Source organism: Microbacterium sp. Soil_C_42 (genome assembly GCF_057656735.1).
In genome coordinates this window covers 49,041-72,788 of record NZ_JBDGJU010000016.1, presented here as the reverse complement: position 1 = coordinate 72,788, position 23,748 = coordinate 49,041, and the positions used below count along the sequence as shown (strand labels likewise).

Sequence of the window (23,748 nt, the reverse complement as noted above, 5' to 3'; positions counted from 1 at the left end):
CATGGCACGCGGCGCGTGGACGCAGGAAGCACGCCTCGAAGCTGCCGCGGTACGGGTCGAGAAGCAGCTGCACCGTGACGGGGTGGTCGAAGCGAGACACTTCGCGGTGCGCACCGAGGCCCGGGCGATCGTCGTCGCGGCACTCGCTTTCGGCATCGGCCTCGCCGCCGGAGCCCTGGGGTTCTGGGGCCGCGCCGCGCTCGTGTGGGAGGGAGCGTCGGTCGGCGCAGCAGGCATCGTGGTCGCAGCATCCGTCACGCTCGCGGCCGCGTCGGTGAGCTATCGCCTGGCCGCCCGCGATCCGCGGCAGGCGTGGCTGAAAGGCGTCACGCGTGCTCGGCGGGCGTGGATGACAGCGGCGGTCGGGGTCTCGCTCGCGGCGGTGTTCGGCATGGTCCAGTGGGTGCTGTTCCAGGCGGCATCGATGATCTGGCCCGGTGCCGCGGTCGACACGCTCACGGCGACGATGATCGTCGCCCTCGTGGCCGGCGGATGCGGCTACATGGCGTTCGTCCTCGCGGCCCACGTCACCGCGACCCGGCTCGTGCTGCTGCTCTTCGCCGTCGTGGCGACCGGGTTCACCGTGAGCGTCGCGACGACGCAGGACGACGAGTGGTACCGGCTCAATTTCAGCGAGCTCGGCGGAAGGGGCGGGATCACCTCCGCGGTGTTCAACGCGACGTTGATCATCGCGGGCGGGGTGACGGCCCTGCTCGCGATGTACCTCTTGACGAGCCTGCAGGCGTGGGCGCGCACCGAATCCCGAGTGACCCGCACGCGGGCCCTCATCGTCTACTTCGTGTTCCTCGCGCTGGCGGGGTGCTTCCTCGGCGCCGCGCTCGTGCCCGTCTCGTTCAGCCAGATCGGCCACAACATCTTCGCCATCGGCATGGCCATCGTCTTCGGCGCCTTCCTGCTGGGCCTGCGCTGGGTGCTGCCGTGCCTGCGCTGGCCGATGATCGCGCTGGCCTACGCGGTCGCGGCGGGCATCTTCTTCTCGGCGAGTCTGTTCTGGATCGGGTACTACACCCTCGCCACGCACGAGATCGTCTGCGCGGGCCTCGTCGTCGGGTGGCTGCTGCTCTTCACGCGCACGCTCGCCACGGCAGAGCGCGCGGACTCGGCGGCGGCGGGGACGGATGCTGCCGCCTGACGCAGACGGCACTGGATAGGCTGACGCCAGAACCGGCAGCCGGTTCGCGACCGGCAACGAGGCGGTGGCAATGCGGGGACCGACGCGAGGCATCGGGATGGCGCTGATCGCGCTCATGTCGGCGATGCTCACCGCCTGCGCGGGCTCCTCCTCGGGGAGCCGCGCGACACTTTACGACGGCCTCGACGCGATGGCGGCCGACAGCTCGATCATCGTCATCGGCACCGTGACCGGGCAGCGCGCCGACGCATCGACGACGGTGTCGACTGTCGAGGTGACCAACGCTCCCAGCAATCCTCAGTTGGGAGCCAACCTCGAGGGCGACCTCGCCACGGTCGGCGTCGGCGATGTCATCGATGTCAGACAGGACACCGGACCCGTGCTCACTCAGGGTGACGAATACCTGCTGTTCCTCACGCCCTCCATGCTCCCCGGCGAGGCCGCGGAAGATTACTTCATCACCGGCGCCGTGGCCGGACTCTACGAGCGCGACGGCGACGAGTTCCGCCGAGTGGTGCCCGACAGCGGCGACACCGTTCCTGAGACCTTCACGATCGCGGAGTGACGCGGCGCGAGGCTGGGTAGCGTGGCAGGCATGATTCGCGTGTGGCTCACCGACTGGGAATGGGCATGCTGCGGCAACGCATTCGCCGTCGGCGACGAAGTCGACTTCGGCATCCGGGCCCGCACGCCGGACCCGTCCCTCACCGAATTGCTCGGCCAGCCGCTCGCCGCAACGGTGGACGCGATCGAGTCGCACCATGAGGAGTTCGCTGATCGAGTCCGCGGGCGCGTCGTCGCCGTACACGCGGTCACTCACGACGTCGAGGAACGGCGGTCGCTGCGGCGGCCCGGTCACGGCGCGCCACCGGACGCGGTCATACCACCGGAGGGCGAGGAGTGGCCGATGGTCCGGCGCGAACTCGGCGGCGGCGTGTTCGCCGCGTCGCGACCGTCGCGGTTCATGATCGAGAGCGTGCCGGTGCCGGACACGGCCGCGCTCGAGCCGGTTCGCGGCGTCCGGCTCGCGTCCGCAGCGGAGGACGCTCCCCCGCCGGCGGTCGGCGACCCGCCACCTGAGCGGACGACACGCTCCTCCGCCGGATGGCTCGTCGACATCGAAGATCGCTGAGTCGGCGGGTCGCGGCATCCGTCGACGGCGATAGGCTCCCGTTGCCGGTCGAGGACGAGGGAGTGACGGATGAACGCGCGACCTCGTGTGGTCATGAGCGTCGTGATTCTCGCCGCAGCACTGACCGTCGCAGGGTGTTCGACAGTTCCCGATCCTCCCGCCGCGGTCGGCGAGAACTACCCGGGCACCTGCATGCCGGCGGAGTTCTCGTGGCCCACCGACTTCCTCGACGCCCTGCCGGGAGAGTCCGCGGCGGTCGGCGGCACGATCGTCGGCCTGCGCCTCGAGTACGTCGATTCCGCGTGGGTGTGGCGTCTTCGCAGCGTCGACACGAAGGAGGACGCATTCGGCGAGCGCGTGGACGACCCGAGCTACGGCAAGGAGTCGATCGTCGACGTCCGGACGATGCAGGTGATCGCCTCTCACGAGACAGAACTCACCGAGGCGGAACAACGGATGCGGGGCACCAACGCTTTCGCCGCAGCTCAGCTCTCCGGAGAGCAGTGGCCGAGCCCGCTCATCATCGAGATGGCCCGTGTCATGGAGGACGGCACGCCCGCCTGGCGGATCACGACGTGCGACACCGCCACCAACGCGCACTCCGTGCTGACGGTGAACTGACGGCAGGTCGGTCAGCGCCGGCGAAGCGGATCCGGGTTCACGCCTCGGGATGGCGCAGCCGACCCGCGAGCAGCAGCGCCGCGGCAGGGACGAGCAGGCACACAGCGATCGCGAGCCGAAGCCCGGCCCACTCGGCGATGGCACCCACGAACAACGGCGAGGCGAGGAGGCCGACCCGCATGACCGTCGCAGCGGCGGCAAGGCCGGTCCCGGGGTCGAGGCCGGGCGCGCGTTCGGAGGCATCCATCGCCAGCGGGATCATCGGTGCGATTCCGAGCCCGAGCAGGCCGAGACCGACGGCGACGACCCAGGTCTCGGGAGCGAACACGGCGGTGACGAGTCCGACGAAGGCCGCCACAGCGCCGACCCGAACCGTACCGACGGCACCGATGCGGTCGACGAGCGCGTCGGAGGCGAACCTGCCCAGCGTCAGCGCACCCATCAGCGCGGCGAACGGGATCGCTGCCTCGGCGACACCGGCACCGGTCTCCGCGACCACATACACGCCGCCCCACGTGGATCCGAGGTCTTCGAGAAAGGCGCCGATGGCAGCAATGGCGCAGGCGGCGACGAGCATCGCGCTGAGCCGACCATGCCGACGGGAGTGCGGGTGCTCCGATCGCGGGGCCGGCTCGGTGCGCAGCCGCACGAGCGGGAGCGCGCCGAGGCTTCCCGCGATGATGACGGCACCCATGACGGGCAGGTGGACGGAGATCGGAATCGCGAACTGAAGGGCGAGTGCGCCGAGCAGGGCACCCGCGATCGCTCCGGCGCTCCACGCCCCGTGGAGGCCGTTGATGATCGATCGGCCCATCAGTCGCTGGATGGCGAGCCCGTGTGCGTTGTTTCCGACATCGCCCGTCGCATCCCCGAACCCGATCGCGAACAGCACCACCGCGAGGACGACCGGTGTGCCGGCGAAGCCCGCTCCCACCAGCAGGGCGCCGAGAATCGCGGATGACGTGACGGCGACCGGCACCGCGCCGAGGCGATTCACCAGCCTTCCCGCGAGGAGGCTCCCGACGACGGACCCCACGGGCCCGCACGCCACCATCAGGCCGAACGCCAGCTCACCCAGGCCGAATCGATCCTTCAACTCGGGGTAGCGGGTCACGATCGTCGCGAACACCAACGCGTTCGCGATGAAGAGCATCGAGACCCCGCGCCGCGCAACCGATACTCGCGCAAGGGTGATCGGCGCGGTCATCCCTGGATTCTAGGGTGCGCGGCATCGGCCATCGCGGCCGGGGAGGCTGACAGACCGCGGAGGCCGCACGCCGCACGACCAGCACTCTCGAGCAGGAGCACCTGCGGCGTCAGGCGGAGCGCCTGCGTCAGCCCCGGCGGTAGGTCCCGACCATCGGGCAGTCGAACGGATCCCGGGCTGCCAGGCCGACGCGGTTGAGGTACTCGATCACGATGCCGTAGGAGCGCCACAGTGTCGTCTCGGTGTACGGCACGCCGAGGGTGCGGCACTGCTCGATGACGATCTCGCGGGCGCGCGCCAGGTGCGGGCGGGGCATGTTGGGGAACAGGTGGTGCTCGACCTGGTAGTTCAGTCCGCCCATCAGCCAGGTCGCCCACCAGCCGCCGCTGACGTTGCGGGAGGTGCGCACCTGCTTGCTGAAGAAGTCGAGCTTCGCGTCCGCGGCGATGATCGGCATGCCCTTGTGGTTCGGCGCGAACGACGCGCCCATGTACACGCCGAAGACGGCCAGCTGCACGCCGAGGAACGCGAACGCCATGCCCAGCGGAAGGAAGAGGAACACCGGCGTCCAGATCACCGCGAAGCGCGCGGCGATGAGCGCGAGCTCGATCCAGCGATCCTTGACGTCGTGCCGCGAGAACAGGTGCCGGAAAGCGTGCGCGTGCAGATTCAGGCCTTCGAGCGTGAGCAGCGGGAAGAACAGCCACCCCTGCTTGCGCGTCACCAGAGCGCGCCATCGACCTGCGGACGCAGCATCCGTCTCGAGGAATGAGATGGTGTCGATCTCGATGTCGGGATCCTTGCCCACCCGATTGGGGTTCGCGTGGTGGCGGTTGTGCTTGTTGTTCCACCAGGAGAGGCTGATGCCCACGATGCCGGCGGCGAGGAAGCGCGCGAGCCGCTCGTTCGCGGGGCCGGAAGAGAGGATCTGACGATGCGCGGCCTCGTGCGCGAGGAACGCGACCTGCGTGAACAGGATGCCGAGGGCACCGGCCATCAGGAGCTGGTACCAGGTGTCGCCGAGCAGGATGAAGCCGGTGATGACGCCTCCGAAGCCCAGGAGAATGCCGACGCCGACGAGGGCGTAGAACCACTCGGCACGGCGGAGGAGACCGGTCTCGCGGACGACCTGCGATACCTCGGTGTAGGCGCGGGCCATCGGGGGGAAATCAGCTGTGCCTGCGTACGTCTGACGGACGGGACCGAGCCGGGACTCGAGAGCGGTGGAGGAGATGATGCACCAGTTCCGATGGGGACCGTAGGGCCGTTGGAAGCCAGAGGCGGTTGCCCATCGCTGTCCTCAGGTTACGTGGACCCACATGATCCGGAGGGAATACTTCCTGATTCGTAGGCGATGCCCAGGTGAACAGCAGCGCCCGCCCCGGCCGAAGCCGGAGCGGGCGCCAGTGAACGCGGGAGCGTCAGAGGGGACGGATGTTCGCCGCCTGCATGCCCTTGGGGCCCTGCTCGGCGTCGAACTCCACCTTCTGGTCTTCGCGGAGCTCCTTGAAACCGCTGCCTGCGATCGCGCTGAAGTGTGCGAAGAGATCGGCCGAGCCGTCATCGGGGGCGATGAAGCCGAAGCCCTTCTCGGAGTTGAACCATTTCACGGTGCCAGTGGCCATCGTGTCTTTCCTATTCTTCGGGCCGCCGGAGCGACCGGGGGTGCCGCGCCGACGAATGCGGTGCGGACGGATGGGGACCGGTGCCGGAGTCGACAACGGTGAGTATGCGGATGCTGCGACCGCCGCGCGCGCGTGATCGTGGGTCGCGTGGAACCCGAGGTCCTCACCTCGGGGGCCGTGTGCGCGGAATCCGCTCGACGTCGTATCGATGAAGCCAGCGTATTCGCCTGAGCGCGTCGCGACATAGACATCGTCGTCGGCCTGTCGCCAGGCGATCGCCTGGAGGTGGGAGTGCATGGTGATGTGTTTCGTTCGTTGGCGCGAAGCTTGGCGTTCGCGGGGGCGGCGTGCAGAAGCCGCGGGAAGGATGAGACGTTCGAATCTGCATCTCCACGATGAGGCAGAGAGATGAACGCGAGGTTGCCCGAAGGCAACTCGTAACTGTAGCACGGGTGTCTCCGGATACCGAAATCGGGGTAGCCGTCGGAGCGCGCGAGGGATACGGTCGCGGTGACGTCAGATTCCGTTGGAAGAGGCGGTGCCGCGATCTCCAGGCCTGATGCCACGGTCTCCCTGCCCAGTCCGCGCAGGGTGCAAGGCACGTATTACACGCTCATGCTCGGCAACACGCTTGCCGCCTCGCTCATCTGGGGCGTCAACACGCTGTTCCTGCTCGACGCCGGACTCTCCAACCTCGAGGCCTTCGCGGCGAATGCGTTCTTCAGCGCCGGGATGCTCATCTTCGAGATCCCGACGGGCGTCGTGGCCGACACCGTCGGACGCCGGGCCTCGTACCTGCTCGGCACGGTCACGCTGGCGGTGACGACGATCCTGTACTGGATGCTGTGGGTCTGGCATTCGCCGTTCTGGGCGTGGGCGCTCGTGTCGGTGCTGCTCGGTCTCGGCTTCACGTTCTTCTCCGGCGCGGTGGATGCGTGGCTCGTCGACGCGCTCAAGGCGACCCGCTACACGGGCAGCCTCGAGACCGTCTTCGGCCGGGCGCAGATCGTGGGCGGCGTCGCGATGCTGTCGGGATCGGTGCTGGGCGGTGTCATCGCCCAGGTGACGAACCTCGGGGTTCCCTTCCTGCTGCGCGGCGCCATCCTGCTGGTGATGTTCGTCGTCGCCGCGCTGCTGATGCGTGACGTGGGCTTCACACCGGATCGGAGCGAGAGCCCGTTGCGCGCGACGCGCACCGTCCTGCGTGCCTCGATCCGCTACGGCCTCGGTGACCCACCCGTGCGCTGGCTGATGCTCGCGAGCCCGTTCACCGCAGGCGTCGGCATCTATGTGTTCTACGCACTGCAGCCCTACCTCCTGGAGCTGTGGGGCGACGAGGAGGCGTACACCGTCGCCGGGCTCGCGGCGGCGCTGGTGTCGGGCACCGCCATCCTCGGCGGCACCCTCGCCCCCTGGGTGCGCAGGCTCTTCCGCCGGCGCACCTCGACGATCCTCCTGGCGACCATCACCAGCGCGCTGGTTCTGGTCGGCATCGGACTCGTGCGCAACTTCTGGGTCGCCGTCGTGCTCGTCGCACTCTGGGGCATCGCGTCGGCGATCGACGACCCCGTGCATCGCGCCTATCTCAACGACATGATCCCGTCGAAGCAGCGCGCCACCGTGCTCTCGTTCGATTCGCTCCTGGGTTCCGCCGGCGGCGTCGCGGTCCAGCCGGCGCTCGGACGGGTGGCGGATGTGGGCGGCTACGGCGCCTCGCTGGTCTGGAGCGGCGTGATCTCTGCGGTGGCCGTCCCCTTCATCCTGCTGAGCCGTGCGCAGAGACCGGCCGCCGACACGGCTCGCGAGGTCACCCCTCAGACACCCCAGTAGGCCAGGACGGCATCGCAGAAGTCGTCGTTCGTGCCCGTCGAGCCGAAGATCTGCTCTTCGTCGATCACCTCGTCGGTCGCGGATTCACCACTCCCGCGAGTCACCCGAGTTGTCGTGGTCCAAGCCCAGGAAGCCGGGCACACCGTGGCGGTCGTGGGTCCGCCCGCCGTCGACGGGGGCCGTCTCATGCCCGGCCAGCTGGTGGATCCACGGCGGCTGCTGTTCCATCGTCACCCACCCCGGCCCCGGTCCTGAAGTACGGGGCGACGGGAGGGCTCGCGACGAACCCCGCAGCCACGACCAGGCCATCGCGGATGCGCACCAGCGCATCGCGCGCACGCAGATCGCGCATGCGCGCGGCGAATCCACCGGGATCGACGGATGCTGCTTCCCTCGGCGTGACCGGCATCTCTGCGCTCAACCGGCTGACGATCGCCTCGCGCTGCGCTGCGGAAAGCCGGGAATAGGCGGCGGCGTACGCCTTGTCAGCGACGCTCGCTGGCACGTTCCCGAGGACGTACGCGTATCGCGCGATCTGCTCGTCCGAGGTGATCTGCTGCTGAGCCTGCTGCTTCTTCACGGTTCCTCCCCACATGATGAGCGCCAGAGTACGCTCACCGGAGACCACCGTCGACGGCGCGGTATGGCCTGGCGCCACTGCCGGTGGAAGACTCCCGGTATGACCACGCCGTTGGTGGATCTGCTGGGCACACACATCAAGTGGGGCACCGTCCCCGGCGCCGTCGCCGTGCTCGCCGTCGGCGACGACCCACTCGAAGCCGTCGCGGTCGGTCGCGCCGCGGTGGGCGGAGCAGAGATGCGCCCGGACGCGATCATGCGGATACAGTCCATGACGAAGGCGATCACCAGCGTCTCGGCATTGCGTCTGGTCGCGTCCGGCCGCCTGGGCCTCGACGACAGCGTCGAACCCTGGCTGCCTGAACTCGCCGAACGCCGCGTGCTGGTCTCGCCGGACGCGATGCTCTCCGACACGGTGCCCGCGTCGCGGCCGATCACCGTGCGCGATCTTCTGACCAACACGAGCGGATACGGGATGATCCCCGTGTCCTCGCCGCTGCAGCAGGCGATGGTCGAGAACGGCACCGAGGCGGGCGCCGATCCTGTCGCGATGGGCGCCGACGAGTGGCTGGCGCGGCTGGCCGAACTGCCGCTCGCCTTCCAACCGGGACAGGGATGGCGCTATCACCACTCGTTCGCCATCCTGGGCATCCTCATCTCCCGCGTCACCGGTCGCCCGACCGGCGATCATCTCCGCGACGACCTGACCGGTCCGCTCGGAATGGTGGACACGGCGTTCTGGGTTCCGCTCGACCAGGCTCATCGATTGCCTGCCGCATACCGGCACACCGATGACGGGCTGACCGAGACCGAACCGGCCGGAGGCGGGTTCTACGCCGGCGCCCCGCGCTTCGACGTCAGTCACGCCGAACTGGTCTCGACCGCCAACGACTACCTGGCATTCCTGCGGATGCTCGTGCACGGCGGAATCGCGCAGACCGGCGACGCCCGGGGCGAGCGCATGCTGCCCGCCGACCTCGCCGCCGCCATGATCCGCGACCAGACCCCGCCCGCCGCCAAAGCCCCGGACAGCTTCTTCTCCCCCACCTTCTGGGACGAGATGGGATGGGGGTTCGGGGTCGGCATCGAGGCGACCGGCCCGCACGCCGGGCGGTTCACCTGGTCCGGCGGACAAGGAACGAACTTCTACGCCGACCCCGACGGCACGATCGGGATCCTTCTCACCCAGGTCGAACTCGGCGATCCCGTCATCGAGCTGATCAGAGAGTTCCAGACGCTGCACGGATGACCCGAGGGCCTGGTCCGCACTCAGCGGCGAGGGATGAGACGAAGGGTGGATGCCGCGGCTTCCGCGGTCACCATGCTCCGGGCTGCGAGATTTCCGTACTTGCTGCGGTACGCGGCATCGACGGTCGCAGCATCCGTGTCACCGATCGCTTCAACGGTCACGTCGACGGTGGTGTCGCCGACACGCACCCGCGCCGCCCCCGACCGCACGGCCCCGCCGTACCAACCGGTCTCGCGCCGATGCCACGTGCGAACGAAGACCTCGGCCGAGGCGACCACGACCCAGATCGTCGTCCAGCGGCCAAAGCCGCCATCGCCGCGCGACGCCGAGACCTCGATCTCGATCGCGTCCGAAAAGACGCGCAGCTCCTCGGACGACCACTCTCGCAGCGGCTTCGAGGTCATGTGCGTCATTTTCGACCGCCGGCGCCCCGTTCGCCACCAGCGACGTCGACCCCGGGGAGTGCTGCGCGAACGGCAGAAGGGCTGCGCGCGCTGCGCGACTCGATCGGGAGGTGCCGGCGGTGCGTAGACAGCCCGCTCCGCCGGGGCCACGATGGTGCCATGTCCCGGGGGTCGGTGGGGAGATCGTGGCTCGTGGTCACGGTCGTGCCGGCGCTCGTCCTGTCGGGATGCACGCCGGACCCGACAGCTCAGAAGCGGGCGGCGAGCACGGAGATCTTCGAGGCGGTGGTCCCCGACGATACGCCGGGGTGTTCCGCCGCTGTCTCCATCGACGGGGACGTCGTGTGGGCGCAGGCGCGGGGCGTGGCAAACCTCGACACCGGCGAGCAGTTGAAGACGTCGACACCCATCCACATCGCCTCGGTCGGGAAGCAGTTCACTGCCATGGCCGTGCTCATGCTTGACGAGCAGGGGCTGCTGTCGTTGGATCATTCGCCCGCGGATCACTTGGACGGGATGCCGACGTGGGTTGAGGATCTGACTCTCAACGACCTGATTCACCACACCTCCGGGATCGCGGAGTTCCTCAATCTGCCGGCGAGCAACTTCGGGGAACCCCCTTTGGACAACGACGACATCCTCGAGTTCGTGCGAACGAGCCCGATCGCTCAATCGGGCATGCCCGGCGCCTTCTCGTACTCGAACACGAACTACACCCTGCTCGCCGACATCGTCACCGAGGCCACCGGGGTCGAGTTCGCGGACTGGATGCAAGCCGAGGTGTTCGGGCCACTGGACCTCGAGGCGAGGATCGGGCCGCCGGTGCCTTCCGACCCGGTCGGCTATGAAGCCGTCGTAGACGACTTCATAGCCGCTGATCCGTTCGCGTGGGACGTCGTCGGACCGGGATCCGTCACGATGACGGCTTCGGAACTCGCACGCTGGGGCGACCAGCTTCGGGCGCCGTCGCTCGTGAGTGAGGCGGCGCTCGACGACGCTCTGAGTGATGGCGCACCGGTTGAGGAGGGGTGGAGCTACGGTCCCGGCCTGCTGGTCGCCGACGATGGCACCTTGGGTCACGATGGGGCCGGGGCCGGCGACGAAACGAGCTTCGCGGTAAGCCCCGATCGGCACACCACGATCGCCATCTCTTGCAATCACGACGGGCTGCACCTTCCGACCGTCATGAACGACCTCGCGTCAGTGTGGGTCGGTTAGTCGCCGGACAAGCCTGTCCGGTCAGGCTCTACGATGGAGCGGCGGTCGACGATGACCGGCGAGAACGGAGCGTGCATGGACATCTCGGCAGTGAACCCGGCACTGCGCACCGCGACGGAGAAGGCGCCCGCGGTGAACATCGAGAACGGCGCGATGCGGTGGCTCGCCGCGACCGCGTCGTCACTCATGCCCGGCAAGCGCGTGGGCGGGGTCGGGCGCCGCACGCTCCGCCATGACGGCGTCAAGCTGCGGGTCTACACTCCCGCGAAGCCTTCCGGCGCGGGCCTGCTGTGGATCCACGGTGGCGGGCTCGTGCTGGGATCGGCGGCGATGGACGACGTGCACTGCGGTGAGACCGCGCGCGACACCGGCGTGACGATCGTCTCGGTCGACTACCGCCTCGCGCCGAAGCATCCGTTCCCCGCAGCGATCGACGACTGCTTCACCGGGTGGCAGTGGCTGCGCGCCAACGCGGAGGCACTCGGCCTCGACAGCGAGCGCCTGGCGATCGGCGGGCAGAGCGCGGGGGGCGGGCTCGCCGCCAGCCTGGTCCAGCGCGCGATCGACGCGGACGAGCCGGTCGCGGCGCAGTGGCTGTTCTGCCCGATGCTCGATGACCGCACCGCCGCCGACCGCACCCAGGACTCCACCGATCACTTCATCTGGAGCAACCGCTCGAACCGGGTCGGCTGGTCGTCGTATCTCGGTGCGGCGGTCGGCGCCGAGTCGCTGCCGCCGTACGCCTCACCGGCACGCCGTGAGGATCTCCGAGGGATGCCGCCGACGTGGATGTACACCTCTGACATCGAGCTGTTCCACGACGAGGACGTCGACTACGCGAACCGGCTCCGGGCGGCGGGCGCGGACGTCACGCTCGAGGTGGTCGACGGCGCGCCGCACGGATTCGAGGCATGGGCCCCCGGCCACCCGATGGCGCGCCGGCTCTTCGCGACGGCCCGCGACTGGCTCGGGGAGCGGCTCGCGCACTGAACGCGCCTCGGCCGCGGAGCCTCGCCGGCGAAGGGCGCCCGAACGGCGTGACCACGATGCGGACGCCCTCGGTGCCACGGTCGACGGGCGGCGTATCGGTCGGTCACCGGCGCCCGGGATAATGCGGTGCATGACGGTGCGGGTGCGCCGTCATGAAGGGAGCTGACGGTGATGGACGGCGTGCCGGTCGAAGGTCTGCGGGAGTACATCGAGCATCTGCGTCAGGAGGGCTACTCGGTGCGCGACGGGCACACCGCGGATCCGGATCTGATCGACCCGCACGGGAACCCGGTCTACACCTGGCAGGAGGGCTACCCGTACGGCGACCTGATGGACCGCGACGCGTACGAGTTCGAGAAGTACCGGCTGCAGATCGAGCTGCTCAAGTTCCAGTACTGGCTGGAAGACAACGGGCGGCGGGCGATCATCCTGTTCGAGGGACGAGATGCCGCAGGCAAGGGCGGCACCATCAAGCGCTTCACCGAGCACCTCAACCCCCGCACCGCGCGGGTCGTCGCGCTCAGCAAGCCGACCGAGCGGGAACTCGGGCAGTGGTACTTCCAGCGCTACATCGAACACCTGCCGACGGCGGGCGAGATCGTGATGTTCGACCGCTCCTGGTACAACCGGGCGGGGGTGGAACGTGTGATGGGCTTCTGCACCGACGAGGAGTACCAGCAGTTCATGACGCAGGCGCCTCAATTCGAGCGGATGCTGGTGGACTCCGGCATCCATGTCACCAAGTTCTGGTTCTCGGTGTCGCGCACCGAGCAGCGCACCCGGTTCGCGATCCGCCAGCTCGATCCGGTCCGGCGGTGGAAGCTGTCGCCGATGGACCTGGCATCGCTGGACCGCTGGGAGGACTACACCCGTGCGAAGGAGGAGATGTTCCGCCGCACCGACAAGAAGCACGGCCCCTGGATCATCGTGCGCTCCAACGACAAGAAGCGCGCCCGCCTGAACGCGATGCGCTTCTTCCTCCGCCAGTTCGACTACGACGGACGCGACGACAAGGTCATCGGCACGCCCGATCCGCGCCTGGTGATGCGCGGCATCCGCGAGACCGCCGACGAATAGCGAGGAAGCGGCGCACCCGCACTTCGCCGGATAGCGGTCGGGTGACGGATGCTGCGGCCCGGGGTTCGCCCTTCGCCGCAGCATCCGTCACCATACGCAAGAGGCCGCGCCGCCCTGGAGGGGACGGCGCGGCCTCGTGTGCGTATGCGGTGTCAGAGCGTCGCGGCGAACGGATCGAAGTCCGCGGGCACCGACGGCACGGCCTCGACGGTCGTGTCGATCTCGACGGACTGGCCGGATTCGACGGACTGCTCTGCGGAGAGCATGACGTCGAGCACGTGGAGTCCGAGCCGGCCGCTTGCGACGTGCGGGCGGTCCTCGGCGATGGCGCGCACCATGTCGAGGAGGCCGAGGCCGCGACCGACGACCGCGCCCTGCTGGGGGACGTCGATCCACTCCTGCTCGAACTTCGCACCGTCGCGCAGCACGCCGAGCGGCTTCACGTAGGCGATGCGACCCTCGAACTGGTTGGGGTCGGGCAGCACGATCGTGCCTTCGGTGCCGTGCACCTCGAAGACGCCGTGGCGCTCGAGTGCCGAGTCGAAGCTCAGCAGGCTCTGCGCCTGCTGGCCGGCCTCGAACACCGTCGTCAGCTGCACCGTCGTCGGCACCTCCACGGTGAAGTTGGTGCCGGCGATGGGGCCGAGGTGGACCGTGCGCTCGTTGCGAGCACGCAGGCCTGCCGCGAACACGCGGGCCACCGGTCCGAGGAGGCTCACCAGGCCACTGATGTAGTACGGGCCCATGTCCAGCAGCGGGCCGGCGCCCGTGCTGAAGAGGAACGCGGGATCCGGATGCCACAGGTCGGGGCCCTGCGTCTGGAACGCGGTCTGCGCGAACAGCGGCTCGCCGATGACGCCCTCCGCGATCGCTCGCTTGGCGGTCTGGAAGCCCGGTCCGAGGATCGTGTCGGGCGCCGAGCCGACGCGCAGCCCGGCAGCGTCCGCGGCCGCCAGGATGCGGGAGACGTCGGCGAGGTCGAGTCCGACCGGCTTCTCGGTCCACACGTGCTTGCCGGCGTTGATCGCAGCCTCGGAGACCTCGACGTGCGCCGCCGGAATGGTGAGGTTCACCACGACCTGGACGTCCGGGTGGTCGAGCACCGCAGAGGCATCGCCGTGCACCGGCACGCCGTACTCCTCGGCCTTGCTCTGCGCGCGGTCGGGCAGCAGGTCGCCCACGGCCAGGACCTCGACGTCCGGGAACGACGTGAGGTTCTTGAGATAGGTGTCGCTGATGACGCCGGCGCCGATGATGCCGACTCCGACGCGGGTCATCGGACGAAGCCGCCGTCCTGCAGGAACGCGTACGAGGCCGCGATGTCGGCGAAGACGTCGCCGGGCGCGTTGTCGTATTCGATGACGGCGTACTTCACCGAGGTGGCGGCGTTCAGCGCGTCGGAGAGCGCGACGACGCCCTCGCCGGGGTGGGTCTGCTGCAGGCTCTTCGAGGTGAAGGCCGGCGCGTCGGGAGCGAACGGGTTGCTGGCGGGCACCAGTCCGTCCTTGATGTGGAGCGCGACGAGGCGGTCGCCGATCGCCCGGGTCAGCGCCGTGACGTCCTGCCCGCCGACGGCGGCCCAGTACAGGTCGAGCTCGATGGCGACGCGGTCGTCGGTCAGCTCGAGGAAGCGCTCGAACGCGGTCTGGCCGTCGAACGAGGCCAGGAACTCCTGCGCGTGGTTGTGGTAGCCGACCGTGAGACCGAAGCCGGCGGCGATGTCGACGAGGTCGTTCAGGCGGCGCGCGGTGTCGGCGACGCCTTCCTCGGTCAGCCAGCGGTCGGTCGGCACCATCGGGTCGATGACCGTGGTCGCGCCGATCGTCGCAGCGGCCTCGAACACGACCTCCGGAGCGGGGGTGGGGATCGAGCCGTCCGGAGTCCACAGCTCGTCCGACAGCAGCGGAGCGTGACCGGTCGGCGACGCGAGGCCGGCCGCGTCCAGTGCCGCGCGGATCTCCTGCGGGCGACGGACGAAGTCGAAGGCCTCGACGTTCTTCAGACCGATCGCAGCGAGCTTGTCCAGCGAGCCGGACATGTCGGCGGAGAAGGCGGCGGCCAGGGTGTAGAGCTGCACCGAGCTCTCGGGTCGAGTCACTTCGGACCCCTTTCGTACATCTTCGTGCGGATCGACTGAACCGTGCGAGGGCAGATTAGCACAAAACCTCCACGTGGAGGTTTTGACTTCGCTTGTCCACCCGACCGTCATTGCGGTAAGACATGCCCATGGCGACGACAGGTGAAGGGCGTCCGACCCGGGTCCCGATCGTCGGCCAGCTCCGGTCGTATCAACGGGGGTGGCTGCGCGGGGATCTGATCGCCGGAGTCACCGTCGCCGCGCTCATCGTTCCGAAGAACCTCGGCTACGTCGGCTAGGACGCTGGTGCCGCGGTCATCGTCAGGGCGCGTCGCTGTTGATCGCCTCTGCGCGCGCCTGGTTGCCTGCAGCCCGAGCGAACCTCGCTGCGAGGCGCTCGAATGCGATCTTCAGCTCGTCACCCTCGATCACTTCGATGTCGGCGCCGATCTGCGACAGCCGCAGCGCGAGCGCGTCGGCATCGTCCGAACCGAGCTCGACGTGGCAGGTGGACTCATCGATCGCCTCGACGTCGACCGGGATCCGCAGCGCTGCGGCGACCTTGGCGGCGGGCGCGTGGACCACGACCCGGGCGCGGTAGGTCCAGCTCGCCTGGACGATGCGTCTGACCACGTGCTGGACGAGGTCGTCCTCGGCGATCACGCGCGGGCGGAATCGCACGCCCGTCGGCGGGTGCGGAACGATGCGATCGACTCGGAAGACTCTCCAGTCGTCGCGGTCGAGGTCCCACGCGAACAGGTACCAGACCGGTCCCCAGCTCACGAGCCGTTGAGGCTCGGTGCGGCGCGTCCCTGTGCTGCCGCCGTGCGTCGTGTAGCCGAAGCGCAGTCGTTCGTGCCCGCGGATGGCGGCGGCGACCGCGCTCAGAGCTGCGAGGTCGGGTCGCGGCTCCGTCCCCGGAACGATGCTCGTCGCCTCCCTCACCTCGTCGACGCGTCGACGCAGCCGTGAGGGCATCACCTGCTCGAGCTTCGCGAGCGCGCTGAGCGAGGTCTCTTCGACCCCGAGCCGCCAACTCGCGACCGCTCCCAGGCCGACCGCGACCGCGACCGCCTCGTCGTCGTCGAGCAGGAGTGGCGGCATGGCTGTGCCGGCGACCAGCCGATACCCGCCCGCCACGCCGGGGCGAGCGTCCACCGGGTAGCCGAGCGATCGCAGCTTGCCGATGTCGGAACGCACCGTGCGCGTGCTCACCTCGAGCCGAGCGGCGAGTTCTGCGCTGGTCCAGTCGCGTGTGAGCTGGAGCAGAGACAGCAGCTCGAGCAGGCGGGCCGACGTCTCCAGCATGTCTTCGATCATTCCGGATATTGCGGAAGCTATCCTGCCGCATTGCTTGGAATCGTCGAGGTCATGAACAACTCCACCGCACTTTCGCCGTTCCGCATCGACATTCCGCAGCCCGACCTCGACGACTTGCACGATCGGCTCGCGCGCACCCGTTGGCCCATCCCCGCACCGGATCGTGGCGACCGCGGCGACTTCAGCCGCGGCATCCCATCGGGGTATCTGAAGGAGCTCGCCGGCTACTGGCGTGAGGGATTCGACTGGCGTGCGCAGGAGGCGAAGCTCAACGAGCACGCTCAGTTCACGACCATCGTCGGCGGCCAGACGTTCCACGTCGTGCACGTCCGATCAGCGAACACGGCAGCCACCCCGCTGATGCTCAACCACGGCTGGCCCGGCTCGTTCGTCGAGTACCAGCGGCTCATTCCGCTGCTGACCGACGACTTCCATGTGGTGATCCCGTCGATGCCCGGGTTCGGCTTCTCCACCCCGCTGTCGGCGAGCGGCTGGGAGCTGGGACGGACGACGGATGCCTATGCCGAGGTCATGACGCGGCTCGGCTACGAGCGGTTCGCGGTGCACGGCACCGATATCGGTTCCGGCATCGCCGGCCGACTCGCGGCCCTGTATCCGGAGCGCGTCATCGGCATGCACCTCGGCGTCGACCGCGCAGTGCTCGGCCTGGTCGGCGTCAAGTTCCCCGCCCCGGAGGGGCTGTCCGACGACGAGATCGGTCAGCTCGAGGCGCTGCAGGCCGAGCGCGCGGCCGAGCGCGGCTACCTCGAGATGCACAACCACCGCCCCGACACGATCGGTCCGGCGCTCACGGACTCGCCCGTCGGCCTGCTCGCCTGGATCGGCGAGAAGTTCAAGTCCCGGACCAGCGGCGGCCACCAGGCGCCGGGGGTCGACCGCGATCAGTTCCTCACCAACATCAGCCTCTACTGGTTCACCCGCAGCGGGTCGTCGAGCGCGCAGTTCTACTACGAGGCCGAGCACTCCGACCTCGGGATCGTCATGGCCGGCGGGGTGCCGTCCGCGTGGGTCGCGTTCGACAGCCACCCGCTCATCCGTCGCACCATGGATCCCTGGAACGCAATCGACCGCTGGACCGACCATGCCGAAGGCGGCCATTTCCCCGCGATGGAAGAGCCGCAGCTGCTGGCGGACGATATCCGGGGCTTCTTCCACGCGATGGCGTGATTCGCGAGAGGGCCCGCGGGCGGCCGACGCATACACGTGAGAGCCCTCGCCCGGCAGAGGGATGATGGACTCATGCCGGCCGCCCACCGTCCCGGACTTCGCATCAACGCGCGGGTCACCATCCCGGAGTCCGAGTTGTCCTGGCGGTTCTCGCGTTCCTCGGGCCCGGGCGGGCAAGGCGTGAACACCGCCGACTCCCGTGCGGAACTCGTCTGGGATGCGGCAGCATCAGCCGCCCTCTCCCCTGTTCAGCGAGAGCGCCTCCTCACACACCTGCACGGCCGCTTGGTCGGCGGAGTGCTGACGATCGCGGCGTCCGAGCACCGCGAGCAATTGCGCAACCGAGATGCCGCACGCGCGCGGCTGGCCGCAGTCGTCGCCGACGCGCTGCGGCCACCCCCACCGGCGCGACGACCCACCACGCCCAGTCGAGGAGCCACGGAGCGACGCCTGAAGGCGAAGAAGCAGCGAACGGACGTCAAGCGGCTCCGTCGACCACCCGATGACTGACCACCGAGGCGGTGCTTCTCCCGCGGGGGCATCAGTCGCGCGACGTCGCGTTCACGCTTCCGGATCGTTCCTGTCCGCTCAAGCGGGCGATGGCGGCCATCATGCGCTCGGTGATCTCGCGACGAGCCTTGCCGTCCGGCACGCCCTCGAGGTCGGCGAGATCGAGCGGCACACCGAAATGCACCTCGACACGCGGCCTCCCCGGCAGCAGATGGCTCAGCGGCTTGACGCTGCCGGTTCCGATCAGCCCGACGGGCACGACCGCGGCACGTGTGTCGCGGGCCATCCACGCCGCGCCACCGTGACCCTCGTGCAGCTTCCCGTCGCGGGAGCGGGTTCCCTCGGGGAACACCGCGAACACGCTCCCGGCCCGGAGGATGCTGCTGCCCGCGTCGAGCGCTGCGCGGGCATCGCGACCGGTCGCGCGGTACACCGGAACACCGCCGATAGAGGTGAAGAACCAGCGCTTGACGCGGCCGAGCACCCCCGAGCCCGTGAAGTACGACGACTTGATGAGGAACTGCACCGGGCGGGCCGCGGACGTCGGGATGATGACGGTGTCGAGCGATGCGAGGTGGTTGCTCGCCAGCAGCACCGGCCCGCGCTCGGGGACGTTCTCTCGACCGACGATGCGCGGGCGGTACATCAGCCAGAACAACGGCCGCAGGACGACCCGCCCCAGGAAGTAGATGGCCCCCGGCCGCGGCACCGGGGCAGGGCTCGTCGAAGCGGAGGCTGTCACCTCGCCACCCTATCCGTCGTCGTCGGGTGCGATCCGTCTGCGGGAGAGGGTGAGTGTCAGTGCCTCCCGCCGCACCGGACCGGTGCTTAGCGTGGAGGCATGACCGTTCCGAACTTCACCTTGAACAACGGTGTCGAGATCCCCGCCATCGGCCTCGGGGTCTTCCAGACGCCGCCCGCCGAGACCGTCGATGCGGTGACGGCCGCCCTCCGCGCGGGATACCGCCACATCGACACCGCGGCGGCCTACGGCAATGAACGCGAGGTCGGTCGAGGCATCCGTGAGTCCGGCGTGGCGCGTGAGGACGTCTTCATCGAGACGAAGGTGTGGATCAGCGACTACGGGTACGACGAGACGCTGCACGCGTTCGAGAAGAGCGCCGGAAAGCTCGGCGTCGACCGGATCGACCTGTTCCTCCTGCACCAGGCGCTGCCGTCCGCCTTCGACACCACCATCGCGGCGTACAAGGCGCTCGAGACGCTGCTGGCCGACGGCAAGGTGCGCGCGATCGGCGTGAGCAACTTCATGCCGAATCACCTCACCGACCTGCTCGATCGGACCGATGTGGTGCCCGCGGTGAATCAGATCGAAGTGCATCCGTACTTCCAGCAGCAGCGGCTGCAGTCGCTCGGCCAGGAGCACGGCATCCTCACGCAGGCGTGGTCGCCGATCGGCGGGATCACGTCCTACCGCGACTCCGCCCGACGCAGCTTCGACGAGCCGGTGCTCCTGGCCATCGGTGCGAAGTACGGCAAGTCCGCCGCGCAGGTCATGCTCCGCTGGCACATCCAGAAGGGCATCCAGGTCATCCCCAAGTCGACCCGGCCCGAGCGCATCGCCGAGAACTTCGACGTGTTCGACTTCGACCTGACCGGCGACGAAGTCGCCCAGATCGACGCCCTCGACACCGGCCAGCGCGGCGGCCCCGAACCCGAAGCGATCACCCTCGAGGCCTTCGGCCGCGTCATCCCCGAGGCCTGAGCCGCCTCCGGCAACATCGCACGCGGGGCCCAGACGGCGCCTCAACGCCCTGGTTCGGCCAGGCGCGTCGGCAGGGGCGGGAGCCCGAGAATTCGGGCCGCGTACCAGGCGAGATTGAACAGGGCGATCACGCCGGTGGTCGCTGCGGCGATGATGGTGCCGGTGTCGGGCACGATCAGCGCCCAGGTCAGCCAGATCACCTGGTTGACGACGGCGAGGATGAGGAACAGCACGGACACGCCGCCGACATGGCGCTCGCGGACGAGCGCGACGCTCTGCCCTGCGTTGGCGAGGATGGCGGGGATGATGGCGATCACTCCGTAGGCGCCGGAGCCGAAGAGCTGGTCGACGAGGACCATGAGCGCGGCCAGGCCGATCCCCGGAGCCAGCGTCCACAGGAAGCTGCGTGTCAACTGCCTCGACATCAGGTACAGGATCGGCACCGTGGACAGCAGCGAGAGCGCGCTCGCAACGATCTGCGGCGCCTGGCCGATGGCGATGCCGTGCGTGGTCCAGCCGATGTTGACGGCGAGGAACGCCTGCCACGCAGGCAGGGAGAGGCCCTCCACATTTCGGGTGCGCACCAGTCGCACCAGCTGCGGAAGGCCGAGGATCACGGCCGTGATCGTTCCCGCCCACCCCAGGATCTCGGTGCCCGTCATCGCCGTGGTCTGGCACCGTCGCCGTCAGCGCGCGTTCTTCTGATCCCGCCACGCCAGCCAGTCCGGCACGACGGAGAGGTCGTAGTCCGGGCCCGACAGCCCGACGGTGAACAGCGTCGCACCCAGCGCATGGAACCGATCGGCGTCCTGGAAGGACCGGTGTGCGATGGAGTCGATGACCCCGACGGAGACTTCGATCTCCGACATGTCGCGGCCGACCACGCGTGCATGGTCGGCGAGCACGCCGAGCTTTCGCTCCATCGCGGCGAGGTCGCTGTAGCTGTGCCAGATGTCGGCGTGGGTGGCGACGATGCGCAGCGTCTTCTTCTCACCGGCTCCCCCGATCAGGATCGGGATCTTCCGCGTGGGCGCCGGGTTGAGCTTGCCCCAGCGGTCCGCGATGACGGGGAGGTCGCGCGCAAGGGCGTCCAGCCGCCGCCCGACGGTGCCGAACTCGTACCCGTACTCGTCGTAGTCGCGTTCGAACCAGCCCGAGCCGGTCCCGAAGATGAATCGGCCTCGGCCTGTCCCGTGGGCGCTGATCCGGTCGATGGTGCGTGCCATGTCGGCCTGCAGGTGCGCGTTGCGGTAGCTGTTGCAGTTCACCAGCGCACCCAGCTCCACGCGGCGGGTCTGCTCGGCGAGCGCGGCGAGCATGGTCCACGACTCGAAGTGCGCGCCATCCGGGTCGCCGGTGAGTGGGAAGAAGTGGTCCCAGTTGAAGAGGATGTCGACGCCGGCCTCTTCGAGTTCGGCGGCCCGGTCGCGGATCACCTCGTAGGTCGCGTGCTGCGGCTGCAACTGCACCGCGATGCGCACCGGTCGGATCGTCATGGCGTTTCGCCGGCCTTCCTGCTCGTCGGTTCGGTAGCGGACTGCTCCGGATGCTGCGTCGCCGGCGCGGCGGGTGAGGCCCAGCTGCCGAGAAGCTGAAGCGCTTCGTGATCGGCTGAGCCCGGTTCAGCGGTCATTACAGTGAGCTGGACCCCGGCCTGCCCCACGAGGTCGAGGCCGTTGAAGTGGAGGGTGAGGTCACCGACCGCGTGGTGGTGGAACCGCTTCACGCCGGACTGGTGCTCCCACACATCGTGGCGCCCCCAGAGGGAGCGGAAGTGGTCGCTGCGCGTGGAGAGCTCCCCGACGAGATCGTGCAACGGCTTGCTGTGAGGGTCGCGCCCCGCCTCTGTCCGCAGCTGCGCGACGTTGATGCCGGCCATCGTCTCCCAGTCCGGGTAGAACCGACGGGCGACGGGCTCGAGGAAGATGAATCGTGCGAAGTTCGGGGGCGTGGTCGTCGCGGTCGCCAGCATCTCATCCATGAGCGCGGCGGCCAGCGGATTCCACGCCAGCAGATCGGTCCGGCCGTTCCCGACCATCGCCACCGCTGACTGCATCGAGTCGAGGAACCACTGGATGCTCGGCGACGGCCGCCACACCGGTGCCGGTTTCCCGCTCCTGCGTCTGCCCGCGGCGGTCCCCGCCGCCTGGTGTGCGAGGCGGTACAGGTACTCGCGCTCGGCGTCGTCCATCCTCAGCGCGTTCGCCACCCCGTCCAGCACTGCCTCGGAGGCGCCGGCGATCCCGCCCCGCTCCAGACGGGCGTAGTACTCGACGCTCACCCCCGCCAGCGCGGCCGCCTCGCCGCGGCGCAGACCCGGCACGCGGCGGTCGGCGCCCCGTACGAAGCCCACGTCCTCCGGCTCCACCCGTGCGCGTCGCGACGTCAGGAAGTCGCGGACTTCGGAGCGGTTGTCCATGCACACAGGCTAGATCGGCCCGCCACCGGGCTGGGATGCCCTGCCAGGGCACGTCACGCCCGGGACTCCCACCCTCGAGTGCGAAGTCGTTCACTGGTGGCATGCCACAGCTCTCGGTTCTCCGCCTGGCGCCGCAACGTCTTCTCAACAGCGTCGCCGCCGCCCTCCTGCTCCTGACGGCCCCCGTCCTCGCGCACGGCGGCCAGACGGTCACGCAGCCGGCAGCCGTCGCGATCTCCGGCTCCGGCGTCGCCGCACAGTCGATCGTGGATCTTCCCGACGCCCTGATGTTCGACGACCGGATGGGCACGGCCGTGTTCGCGCAGTTGCCGGAGCCCCTCGCGGCCACCGGCGCCGACGCGGTCCACGAGTACCGTGCCGGTGACGTCGCCTACGTCGCGGCAGAGCAGAGCATCGTGGTCTTCCTCACGGAAGGCTCGGCAGTCCCCGACTCCGGCCTCGTGCTCCTCGGCCATGTGGAGGAGGGGCTGGACGATCTCGGCAGTTGCGTGCGGAGCTGCCCGGTCGAGTTCGTGGCGGCCCCGGCCGGCACACGCACGCCTGACTGAGTCGGCCGACTATTGCCCTCGGCATCCGCTCTGCTCCGCGACGACGCCCTCAAGACCGCGCCTCGCGGCTACCGAGCCGACCACCCGCGTATTGAGCTGTTGCAGCTCAAGCGGCTCGCGGTCGGCAGGCGCGAGCCTCCCGCCGACTGGATGTGGACGCCCGACGCGTACGACATCATCGCCGACGACTGGCGCACCGTCTCGACCTGGTGCGCCTGGCTGACCGAGGCCCTCGGCGCCGAACTGCTCGAGGCCGGCCAGCCGTCACGGCGGGCCCGCCGATCGCCCCTGTCGGACATCACCAATCCGCGATCAGACCCGACCTGATCATTTCGGCGCGCAAGTCATCTTCGAGATCGTCGGCCTGATCACGCAGGGAGTGGTCGTGTTCGTCCCAGCTGCTCGCTGCGATCGCGCCTGATCTGGCCATGTCGGTACCTCCATGATGCGGACGGTTCCACTCTCACCGACCACACCCGCCTGCCGTCGGGGGTTGACAGCGCTTCTGAGCACGTGCCACTGCGGCATCCTCACCGTCGCCCTCGATGACAGCGGCCGGCACGACCGGACAGTCCGCGGGCCTCAGGCGGGGATGCGCTCCCGGACCGGCGGCAGGTGCGGGATCGGAATCGGGCGCCGCGCAGCGCGCCGCCGCGGGACGCTGACCCTGTCGATGACCGCGTCGAGGACGTCGGAGGGGCACATGAAGTGCTCCGCAAGCCCGAGGTCGCGCAGCCACACGACGTCGTATTCCAGGTCGTCAACCTCATAGACGTGTGCCACCACCCGTTCAGGGTGGCTCTCGGGCAGAGAGAGGTCCTCGATCAGCCATTTGATAGAGGTGACCCTGCGCATGT

General features: G+C 69.1%; 28 protein-coding genes. 15 read left to right on the top strand and 13 right to left on the bottom strand.

Features of this window, described 5'->3' with window-relative positions:
- Position 1: 1 nt before the first annotated feature.
- The 4 genes from AC3A46_RS11545 to AC3A46_RS11530 all read left to right on the top strand — a co-directional run bounded on the left by AC3A46_RS11545 (position 2) and on the right by AC3A46_RS11530 (position 2,906).
- Positions 2-1,153 (top strand): hypothetical protein, encoded by a 1,152-nt coding sequence (locus tag AC3A46_RS11545; protein ID WP_487665300.1) that lies wholly within the window; start codon positions 2-4, stop codon positions 1,151-1,153.
- Between the two features lie 70 nt (positions 1,154-1,223).
- Positions 1,224-1,718: a hypothetical protein gene (locus tag AC3A46_RS11540; protein ID WP_487665299.1), complete on the top strand. Its 495-nt coding sequence runs from the start codon at positions 1,224-1,226 to the stop codon at positions 1,716-1,718.
- 30 nt (positions 1,719-1,748) lie between these two features.
- Entirely contained in the window at positions 1,749-2,285 is a 537-nt protein-coding gene (locus tag AC3A46_RS11535) for a DUF6578 domain-containing protein (protein WP_487665314.1), read from the top strand.
- Between the two features lie 69 nt (positions 2,286-2,354).
- Complete coding sequence (locus AC3A46_RS11530; RefSeq protein ID WP_487665298.1) at positions 2,355-2,906, top strand: hypothetical protein; 552 nt, start codon at positions 2,355-2,357, stop codon at positions 2,904-2,906.
- Positions 2,907-2,943: 37 nt separating this feature from the next.
- On the opposite strand, the gene AC3A46_RS11525 is transcribed toward AC3A46_RS11530, so the two are convergent.
- The 3 genes from AC3A46_RS11525 to AC3A46_RS11515 form a co-directional block, all read right to left on the bottom strand.
- A complete protein-coding gene (locus tag AC3A46_RS11525) occupies positions 2,944-4,113 on the bottom strand; it encodes an MFS transporter (RefSeq protein WP_487665297.1) in 1,170 nt (389 codons plus the stop codon).
- A gap of 127 nt (positions 4,114-4,240) precedes the next feature.
- Positions 4,241-5,347 (bottom strand): fatty acid desaturase family protein, encoded by a 1,107-nt coding sequence (locus AC3A46_RS11520; RefSeq protein ID WP_487665313.1) that lies wholly within the window; start codon positions 5,345-5,347, stop codon positions 4,241-4,243.
- Between the two features lie 187 nt (positions 5,348-5,534).
- Positions 5,535-5,738, bottom strand: coding sequence for a cold-shock protein (locus tag AC3A46_RS11515; RefSeq protein WP_045296627.1), 204 nt, complete (start codon positions 5,736-5,738; stop codon positions 5,535-5,537).
- A 615-nt stretch (positions 5,739-6,353) separates the two neighbouring features.
- Between AC3A46_RS11515 and AC3A46_RS11510 the strand changes: the two genes are divergently transcribed.
- Positions 6,354-7,568 (top strand): MFS transporter, encoded by a 1,215-nt coding sequence (locus AC3A46_RS11510; protein WP_487665312.1) that lies wholly within the window; start codon positions 6,354-6,356, stop codon positions 7,566-7,568.
- A 184-nt stretch (positions 7,569-7,752) separates the two neighbouring features.
- Here AC3A46_RS11510 and AC3A46_RS11505 read toward each other — a convergent pair whose 3' ends face one another.
- Positions 7,753-8,148, bottom strand: coding sequence for a hypothetical protein (locus AC3A46_RS11505; RefSeq protein ID WP_487665296.1), 396 nt, complete (start codon positions 8,146-8,148; stop codon positions 7,753-7,755).
- A 99-nt stretch (positions 8,149-8,247) separates the two neighbouring features.
- On the opposite strand from AC3A46_RS11505, the gene AC3A46_RS11500 reads away from it, so the two are divergent.
- Positions 8,248-9,396 carry a serine hydrolase domain-containing protein gene (locus AC3A46_RS11500; RefSeq protein WP_487665295.1) on the top strand — a complete coding sequence of 383 codons (1,149 nt, stop codon included), beginning with the start codon at positions 8,248-8,250 and terminating at the stop codon, positions 9,394-9,396.
- A 20-nt stretch (positions 9,397-9,416) separates the two neighbouring features.
- Here AC3A46_RS11500 and AC3A46_RS11495 read toward each other — a convergent pair whose 3' ends face one another.
- A complete protein-coding gene (locus AC3A46_RS11495; protein WP_487665294.1) occupies positions 9,417-9,800 on the bottom strand; it encodes a DUF2255 family protein in 384 nt (127 codons plus the stop codon).
- A 192-nt stretch (positions 9,801-9,992) separates the two neighbouring features.
- On the opposite strand from AC3A46_RS11495, the gene AC3A46_RS11490 reads away from it, so the two are divergent.
- From AC3A46_RS11490 to ppk2, 3 genes are all read left to right on the top strand, one after another.
- The gene (locus AC3A46_RS11490; RefSeq protein ID WP_487665293.1) at positions 9,993-11,018 is read left to right on the top strand and encodes a serine hydrolase domain-containing protein; all 1,026 of its coding nucleotides are present in this window, start codon (positions 9,993-9,995) and stop codon (positions 11,016-11,018) included.
- A 75-nt stretch (positions 11,019-11,093) separates the two neighbouring features.
- Positions 11,094-12,008, top strand: a complete 915-nt coding sequence (locus AC3A46_RS11485) for an alpha/beta hydrolase (protein ID WP_487665292.1) — start codon at positions 11,094-11,096, stop codon at positions 12,006-12,008.
- A gap of 171 nt (positions 12,009-12,179) precedes the next feature.
- The gene (ppk2, locus tag AC3A46_RS11480) at positions 12,180-13,085 is read left to right on the top strand and encodes a polyphosphate kinase 2 (RefSeq protein WP_310244997.1); all 906 of its coding nucleotides are present in this window, start codon (positions 12,180-12,182) and stop codon (positions 13,083-13,085) included.
- A 152-nt stretch (positions 13,086-13,237) separates the two neighbouring features.
- On the opposite strand, the gene AC3A46_RS11475 is transcribed toward ppk2, so the two are convergent.
- A complete protein-coding gene (locus AC3A46_RS11475; RefSeq protein ID WP_487665291.1) occupies positions 13,238-14,362 on the bottom strand; it encodes a Gfo/Idh/MocA family protein in 1,125 nt (374 codons plus the stop codon).
- Positions 14,359-15,183, bottom strand: a complete 825-nt coding sequence (locus AC3A46_RS11470) for a sugar phosphate isomerase/epimerase family protein (protein ID WP_487665290.1) — start codon at positions 15,181-15,183, stop codon at positions 14,359-14,361. Before AC3A46_RS11470 ends, AC3A46_RS11475 begins: the two co-directional genes overlap by 4 nt.
- 128 nt (positions 15,184-15,311) lie before the next feature.
- Here AC3A46_RS11470 and AC3A46_RS11465 point away from each other — a divergent pair, with 128 nt between their 5' ends.
- The gene (locus AC3A46_RS11465) at positions 15,312-15,461 is read left to right on the top strand and encodes a hypothetical protein (protein ID WP_487665289.1); all 150 of its coding nucleotides are present in this window, start codon (positions 15,312-15,314) and stop codon (positions 15,459-15,461) included.
- 22 nt (positions 15,462-15,483) lie between these two features.
- Here the strand turns inward: AC3A46_RS11465 and AC3A46_RS11460 are convergent, their stop codons facing one another.
- The gene (locus AC3A46_RS11460) at positions 15,484-16,470 is read right to left on the bottom strand and encodes a helix-turn-helix transcriptional regulator (protein ID WP_487665288.1); all 987 of its coding nucleotides are present in this window, start codon (positions 16,468-16,470) and stop codon (positions 15,484-15,486) included.
- A 63-nt stretch (positions 16,471-16,533) separates the two neighbouring features.
- Here AC3A46_RS11460 and AC3A46_RS11455 point away from each other — a divergent pair, with 63 nt between their 5' ends.
- Complete coding sequence (locus AC3A46_RS11455; protein ID WP_487665287.1) at positions 16,534-17,670, top strand: epoxide hydrolase family protein; 1,137 nt, start codon at positions 16,534-16,536, stop codon at positions 17,668-17,670.
- Between the two features lie 72 nt (positions 17,671-17,742).
- Positions 17,743-18,180 (top strand): alternative ribosome rescue aminoacyl-tRNA hydrolase ArfB, encoded by a 438-nt coding sequence (gene arfB, locus AC3A46_RS11450; protein ID WP_310287447.1) that lies wholly within the window; start codon positions 17,743-17,745, stop codon positions 18,178-18,180.
- Positions 18,181-18,211: 31 nt separating this feature from the next.
- Here the strand turns inward: arfB and AC3A46_RS11445 are convergent, their stop codons facing one another.
- The gene (locus tag AC3A46_RS11445) at positions 18,212-18,922 is read right to left on the bottom strand and encodes a lysophospholipid acyltransferase family protein (RefSeq protein WP_487665286.1); all 711 of its coding nucleotides are present in this window, start codon (positions 18,920-18,922) and stop codon (positions 18,212-18,214) included.
- Positions 18,923-19,021: 99 nt separating this feature from the next.
- Here AC3A46_RS11445 and AC3A46_RS11440 point away from each other — a divergent pair, with 99 nt between their 5' ends.
- Positions 19,022-19,903: an aldo/keto reductase gene (locus AC3A46_RS11440; RefSeq protein WP_487665285.1), complete on the top strand. Its 882-nt coding sequence runs from the start codon at positions 19,022-19,024 to the stop codon at positions 19,901-19,903.
- A 41-nt stretch (positions 19,904-19,944) separates the two neighbouring features.
- On the opposite strand, the gene AC3A46_RS11435 is transcribed toward AC3A46_RS11440, so the two are convergent.
- Genes AC3A46_RS11435 through AC3A46_RS11425 form a run of 3 tightly spaced genes read right to left on the bottom strand, consistent with a single transcriptional unit; the run spans position 19,945 to position 22,322 of the window.
- Positions 19,945-20,565, bottom strand: a complete 621-nt coding sequence (locus AC3A46_RS11435) for a SemiSWEET family sugar transporter (RefSeq protein ID WP_487665284.1) — start codon at positions 20,563-20,565, stop codon at positions 19,945-19,947.
- Positions 20,566-20,589: 24 nt separating this feature from the next.
- Entirely contained in the window at positions 20,590-21,399 is an 810-nt protein-coding gene (locus AC3A46_RS11430; RefSeq protein WP_487665283.1) for an LLM class F420-dependent oxidoreductase, read from the bottom strand.
- Entirely contained in the window at positions 21,396-22,322 is a 927-nt protein-coding gene (locus AC3A46_RS11425) for a helix-turn-helix transcriptional regulator (RefSeq protein ID WP_487665282.1), read from the bottom strand. The genes AC3A46_RS11430 and AC3A46_RS11425 overlap by 4 nt, the downstream gene beginning before the upstream one ends.
- A 101-nt stretch (positions 22,323-22,423) precedes the next feature.
- Between AC3A46_RS11425 and AC3A46_RS11420 the strand changes: the two genes are divergently transcribed.
- Both AC3A46_RS11420 and AC3A46_RS11415 read left to right on the top strand, forming a co-directional pair.
- A complete protein-coding gene (locus tag AC3A46_RS11420) occupies positions 22,424-22,891 on the top strand; it encodes a cyclophilin-like fold protein (protein ID WP_487665281.1) in 468 nt (155 codons plus the stop codon).
- A gap of 12 nt (positions 22,892-22,903) precedes the next feature.
- Complete coding sequence (locus AC3A46_RS11415) at positions 22,904-23,218, top strand: DUF2461 family protein (RefSeq protein ID WP_487665280.1); 315 nt, start codon at positions 22,904-22,906, stop codon at positions 23,216-23,218.
- 255 nt (positions 23,219-23,473) lie between these two features.
- On the opposite strand, the gene AC3A46_RS11410 is transcribed toward AC3A46_RS11415, so the two are convergent.
- Positions 23,474-23,746 (bottom strand): hypothetical protein, encoded by a 273-nt coding sequence (locus AC3A46_RS11410; protein ID WP_487665279.1) that lies wholly within the window; start codon positions 23,744-23,746, stop codon positions 23,474-23,476.
- Positions 23,747-23,748: the final 2 nt, after the last annotated feature.

Coding starts and splice junctions, on each gene's coding strand:
- AC3A46_RS11535 (WP_487665314.1), top strand. CDS start 1,749: ATGATTCGCGTGTGGCTCACCGACTGGGAATGGGCATGCTGCGGCAAC.
- AC3A46_RS11540 (WP_487665299.1), top strand. CDS start 1,224: ATGCGGGGACCGACGCGAGGCATCGGGATGGCGCTGATCGCGCTCATG.
- AC3A46_RS11545 (WP_487665300.1), top strand. CDS start 2: ATGGCACGCGGCGCGTGGACGCAGGAAGCACGCCTCGAAGCTGCCGCG.
- AC3A46_RS11495 (WP_487665294.1), bottom strand. CDS start 9,800: ATGACCTCGAAGCCGCTGCGAGAGTGGTCGTCCGAGGAGCTGCGCGTC.
- AC3A46_RS11455 (WP_487665287.1), top strand. CDS start 16,534: ATGAACAACTCCACCGCACTTTCGCCGTTCCGCATCGACATTCCGCAG.
- arfB (WP_310287447.1), top strand. CDS start 17,743: ATGCCGGCCGCCCACCGTCCCGGACTTCGCATCAACGCGCGGGTCACC.
- AC3A46_RS11485 (WP_487665292.1), top strand. CDS start 11,094: ATGGACATCTCGGCAGTGAACCCGGCACTGCGCACCGCGACGGAGAAG.
- ppk2 (WP_310244997.1), top strand. CDS start 12,180: ATGGACGGCGTGCCGGTCGAAGGTCTGCGGGAGTACATCGAGCATCTG.
- AC3A46_RS11515 (WP_045296627.1), bottom strand. CDS start 5,738: ATGGCCACTGGCACCGTGAAATGGTTCAACTCCGAGAAGGGCTTCGGC.
- AC3A46_RS11425 (WP_487665282.1), bottom strand. CDS start 22,322: ATGGACAACCGCTCCGAAGTCCGCGACTTCCTGACGTCGCGACGCGCA.
- AC3A46_RS11530 (WP_487665298.1), top strand. CDS start 2,355: ATGAACGCGCGACCTCGTGTGGTCATGAGCGTCGTGATTCTCGCCGCA.
- AC3A46_RS11410 (WP_487665279.1), bottom strand. CDS start 23,746: ATGCGCAGGGTCACCTCTATCAAATGGCTGATCGAGGACCTCTCTCTG.
- AC3A46_RS11510 (WP_487665312.1), top strand. CDS start 6,354: ATGCTCGGCAACACGCTTGCCGCCTCGCTCATCTGGGGCGTCAACACG.
- AC3A46_RS11430 (WP_487665283.1), bottom strand. CDS start 21,399: ATGACGATCCGACCGGTGCGCATCGCGGTGCAGTTGCAGCCGCAGCAC.
- AC3A46_RS11440 (WP_487665285.1), top strand. CDS start 19,022: ATGACCGTTCCGAACTTCACCTTGAACAACGGTGTCGAGATCCCCGCC.
- AC3A46_RS11465 (WP_487665289.1), top strand. CDS start 15,312: ATGGCGACGACAGGTGAAGGGCGTCCGACCCGGGTCCCGATCGTCGGC.
- AC3A46_RS11500 (WP_487665295.1), top strand. CDS start 8,248: ATGACCACGCCGTTGGTGGATCTGCTGGGCACACACATCAAGTGGGGC.
- AC3A46_RS11420 (WP_487665281.1), top strand. CDS start 22,424: ATGCCACAGCTCTCGGTTCTCCGCCTGGCGCCGCAACGTCTTCTCAAC.
- AC3A46_RS11435 (WP_487665284.1), bottom strand. CDS start 20,565: ATGACGGGCACCGAGATCCTGGGGTGGGCGGGAACGATCACGGCCGTG.
- AC3A46_RS11525 (WP_487665297.1), bottom strand. CDS start 4,113: ATGACCGCGCCGATCACCCTTGCGCGAGTATCGGTTGCGCGGCGCGGG.
- AC3A46_RS11460 (WP_487665288.1), bottom strand. CDS start 16,470: ATGCTGGAGACGTCGGCCCGCCTGCTCGAGCTGCTGTCTCTGCTCCAG.
- AC3A46_RS11475 (WP_487665291.1), bottom strand. CDS start 14,362: ATGACCCGCGTCGGAGTCGGCATCATCGGCGCCGGCGTCATCAGCGAC.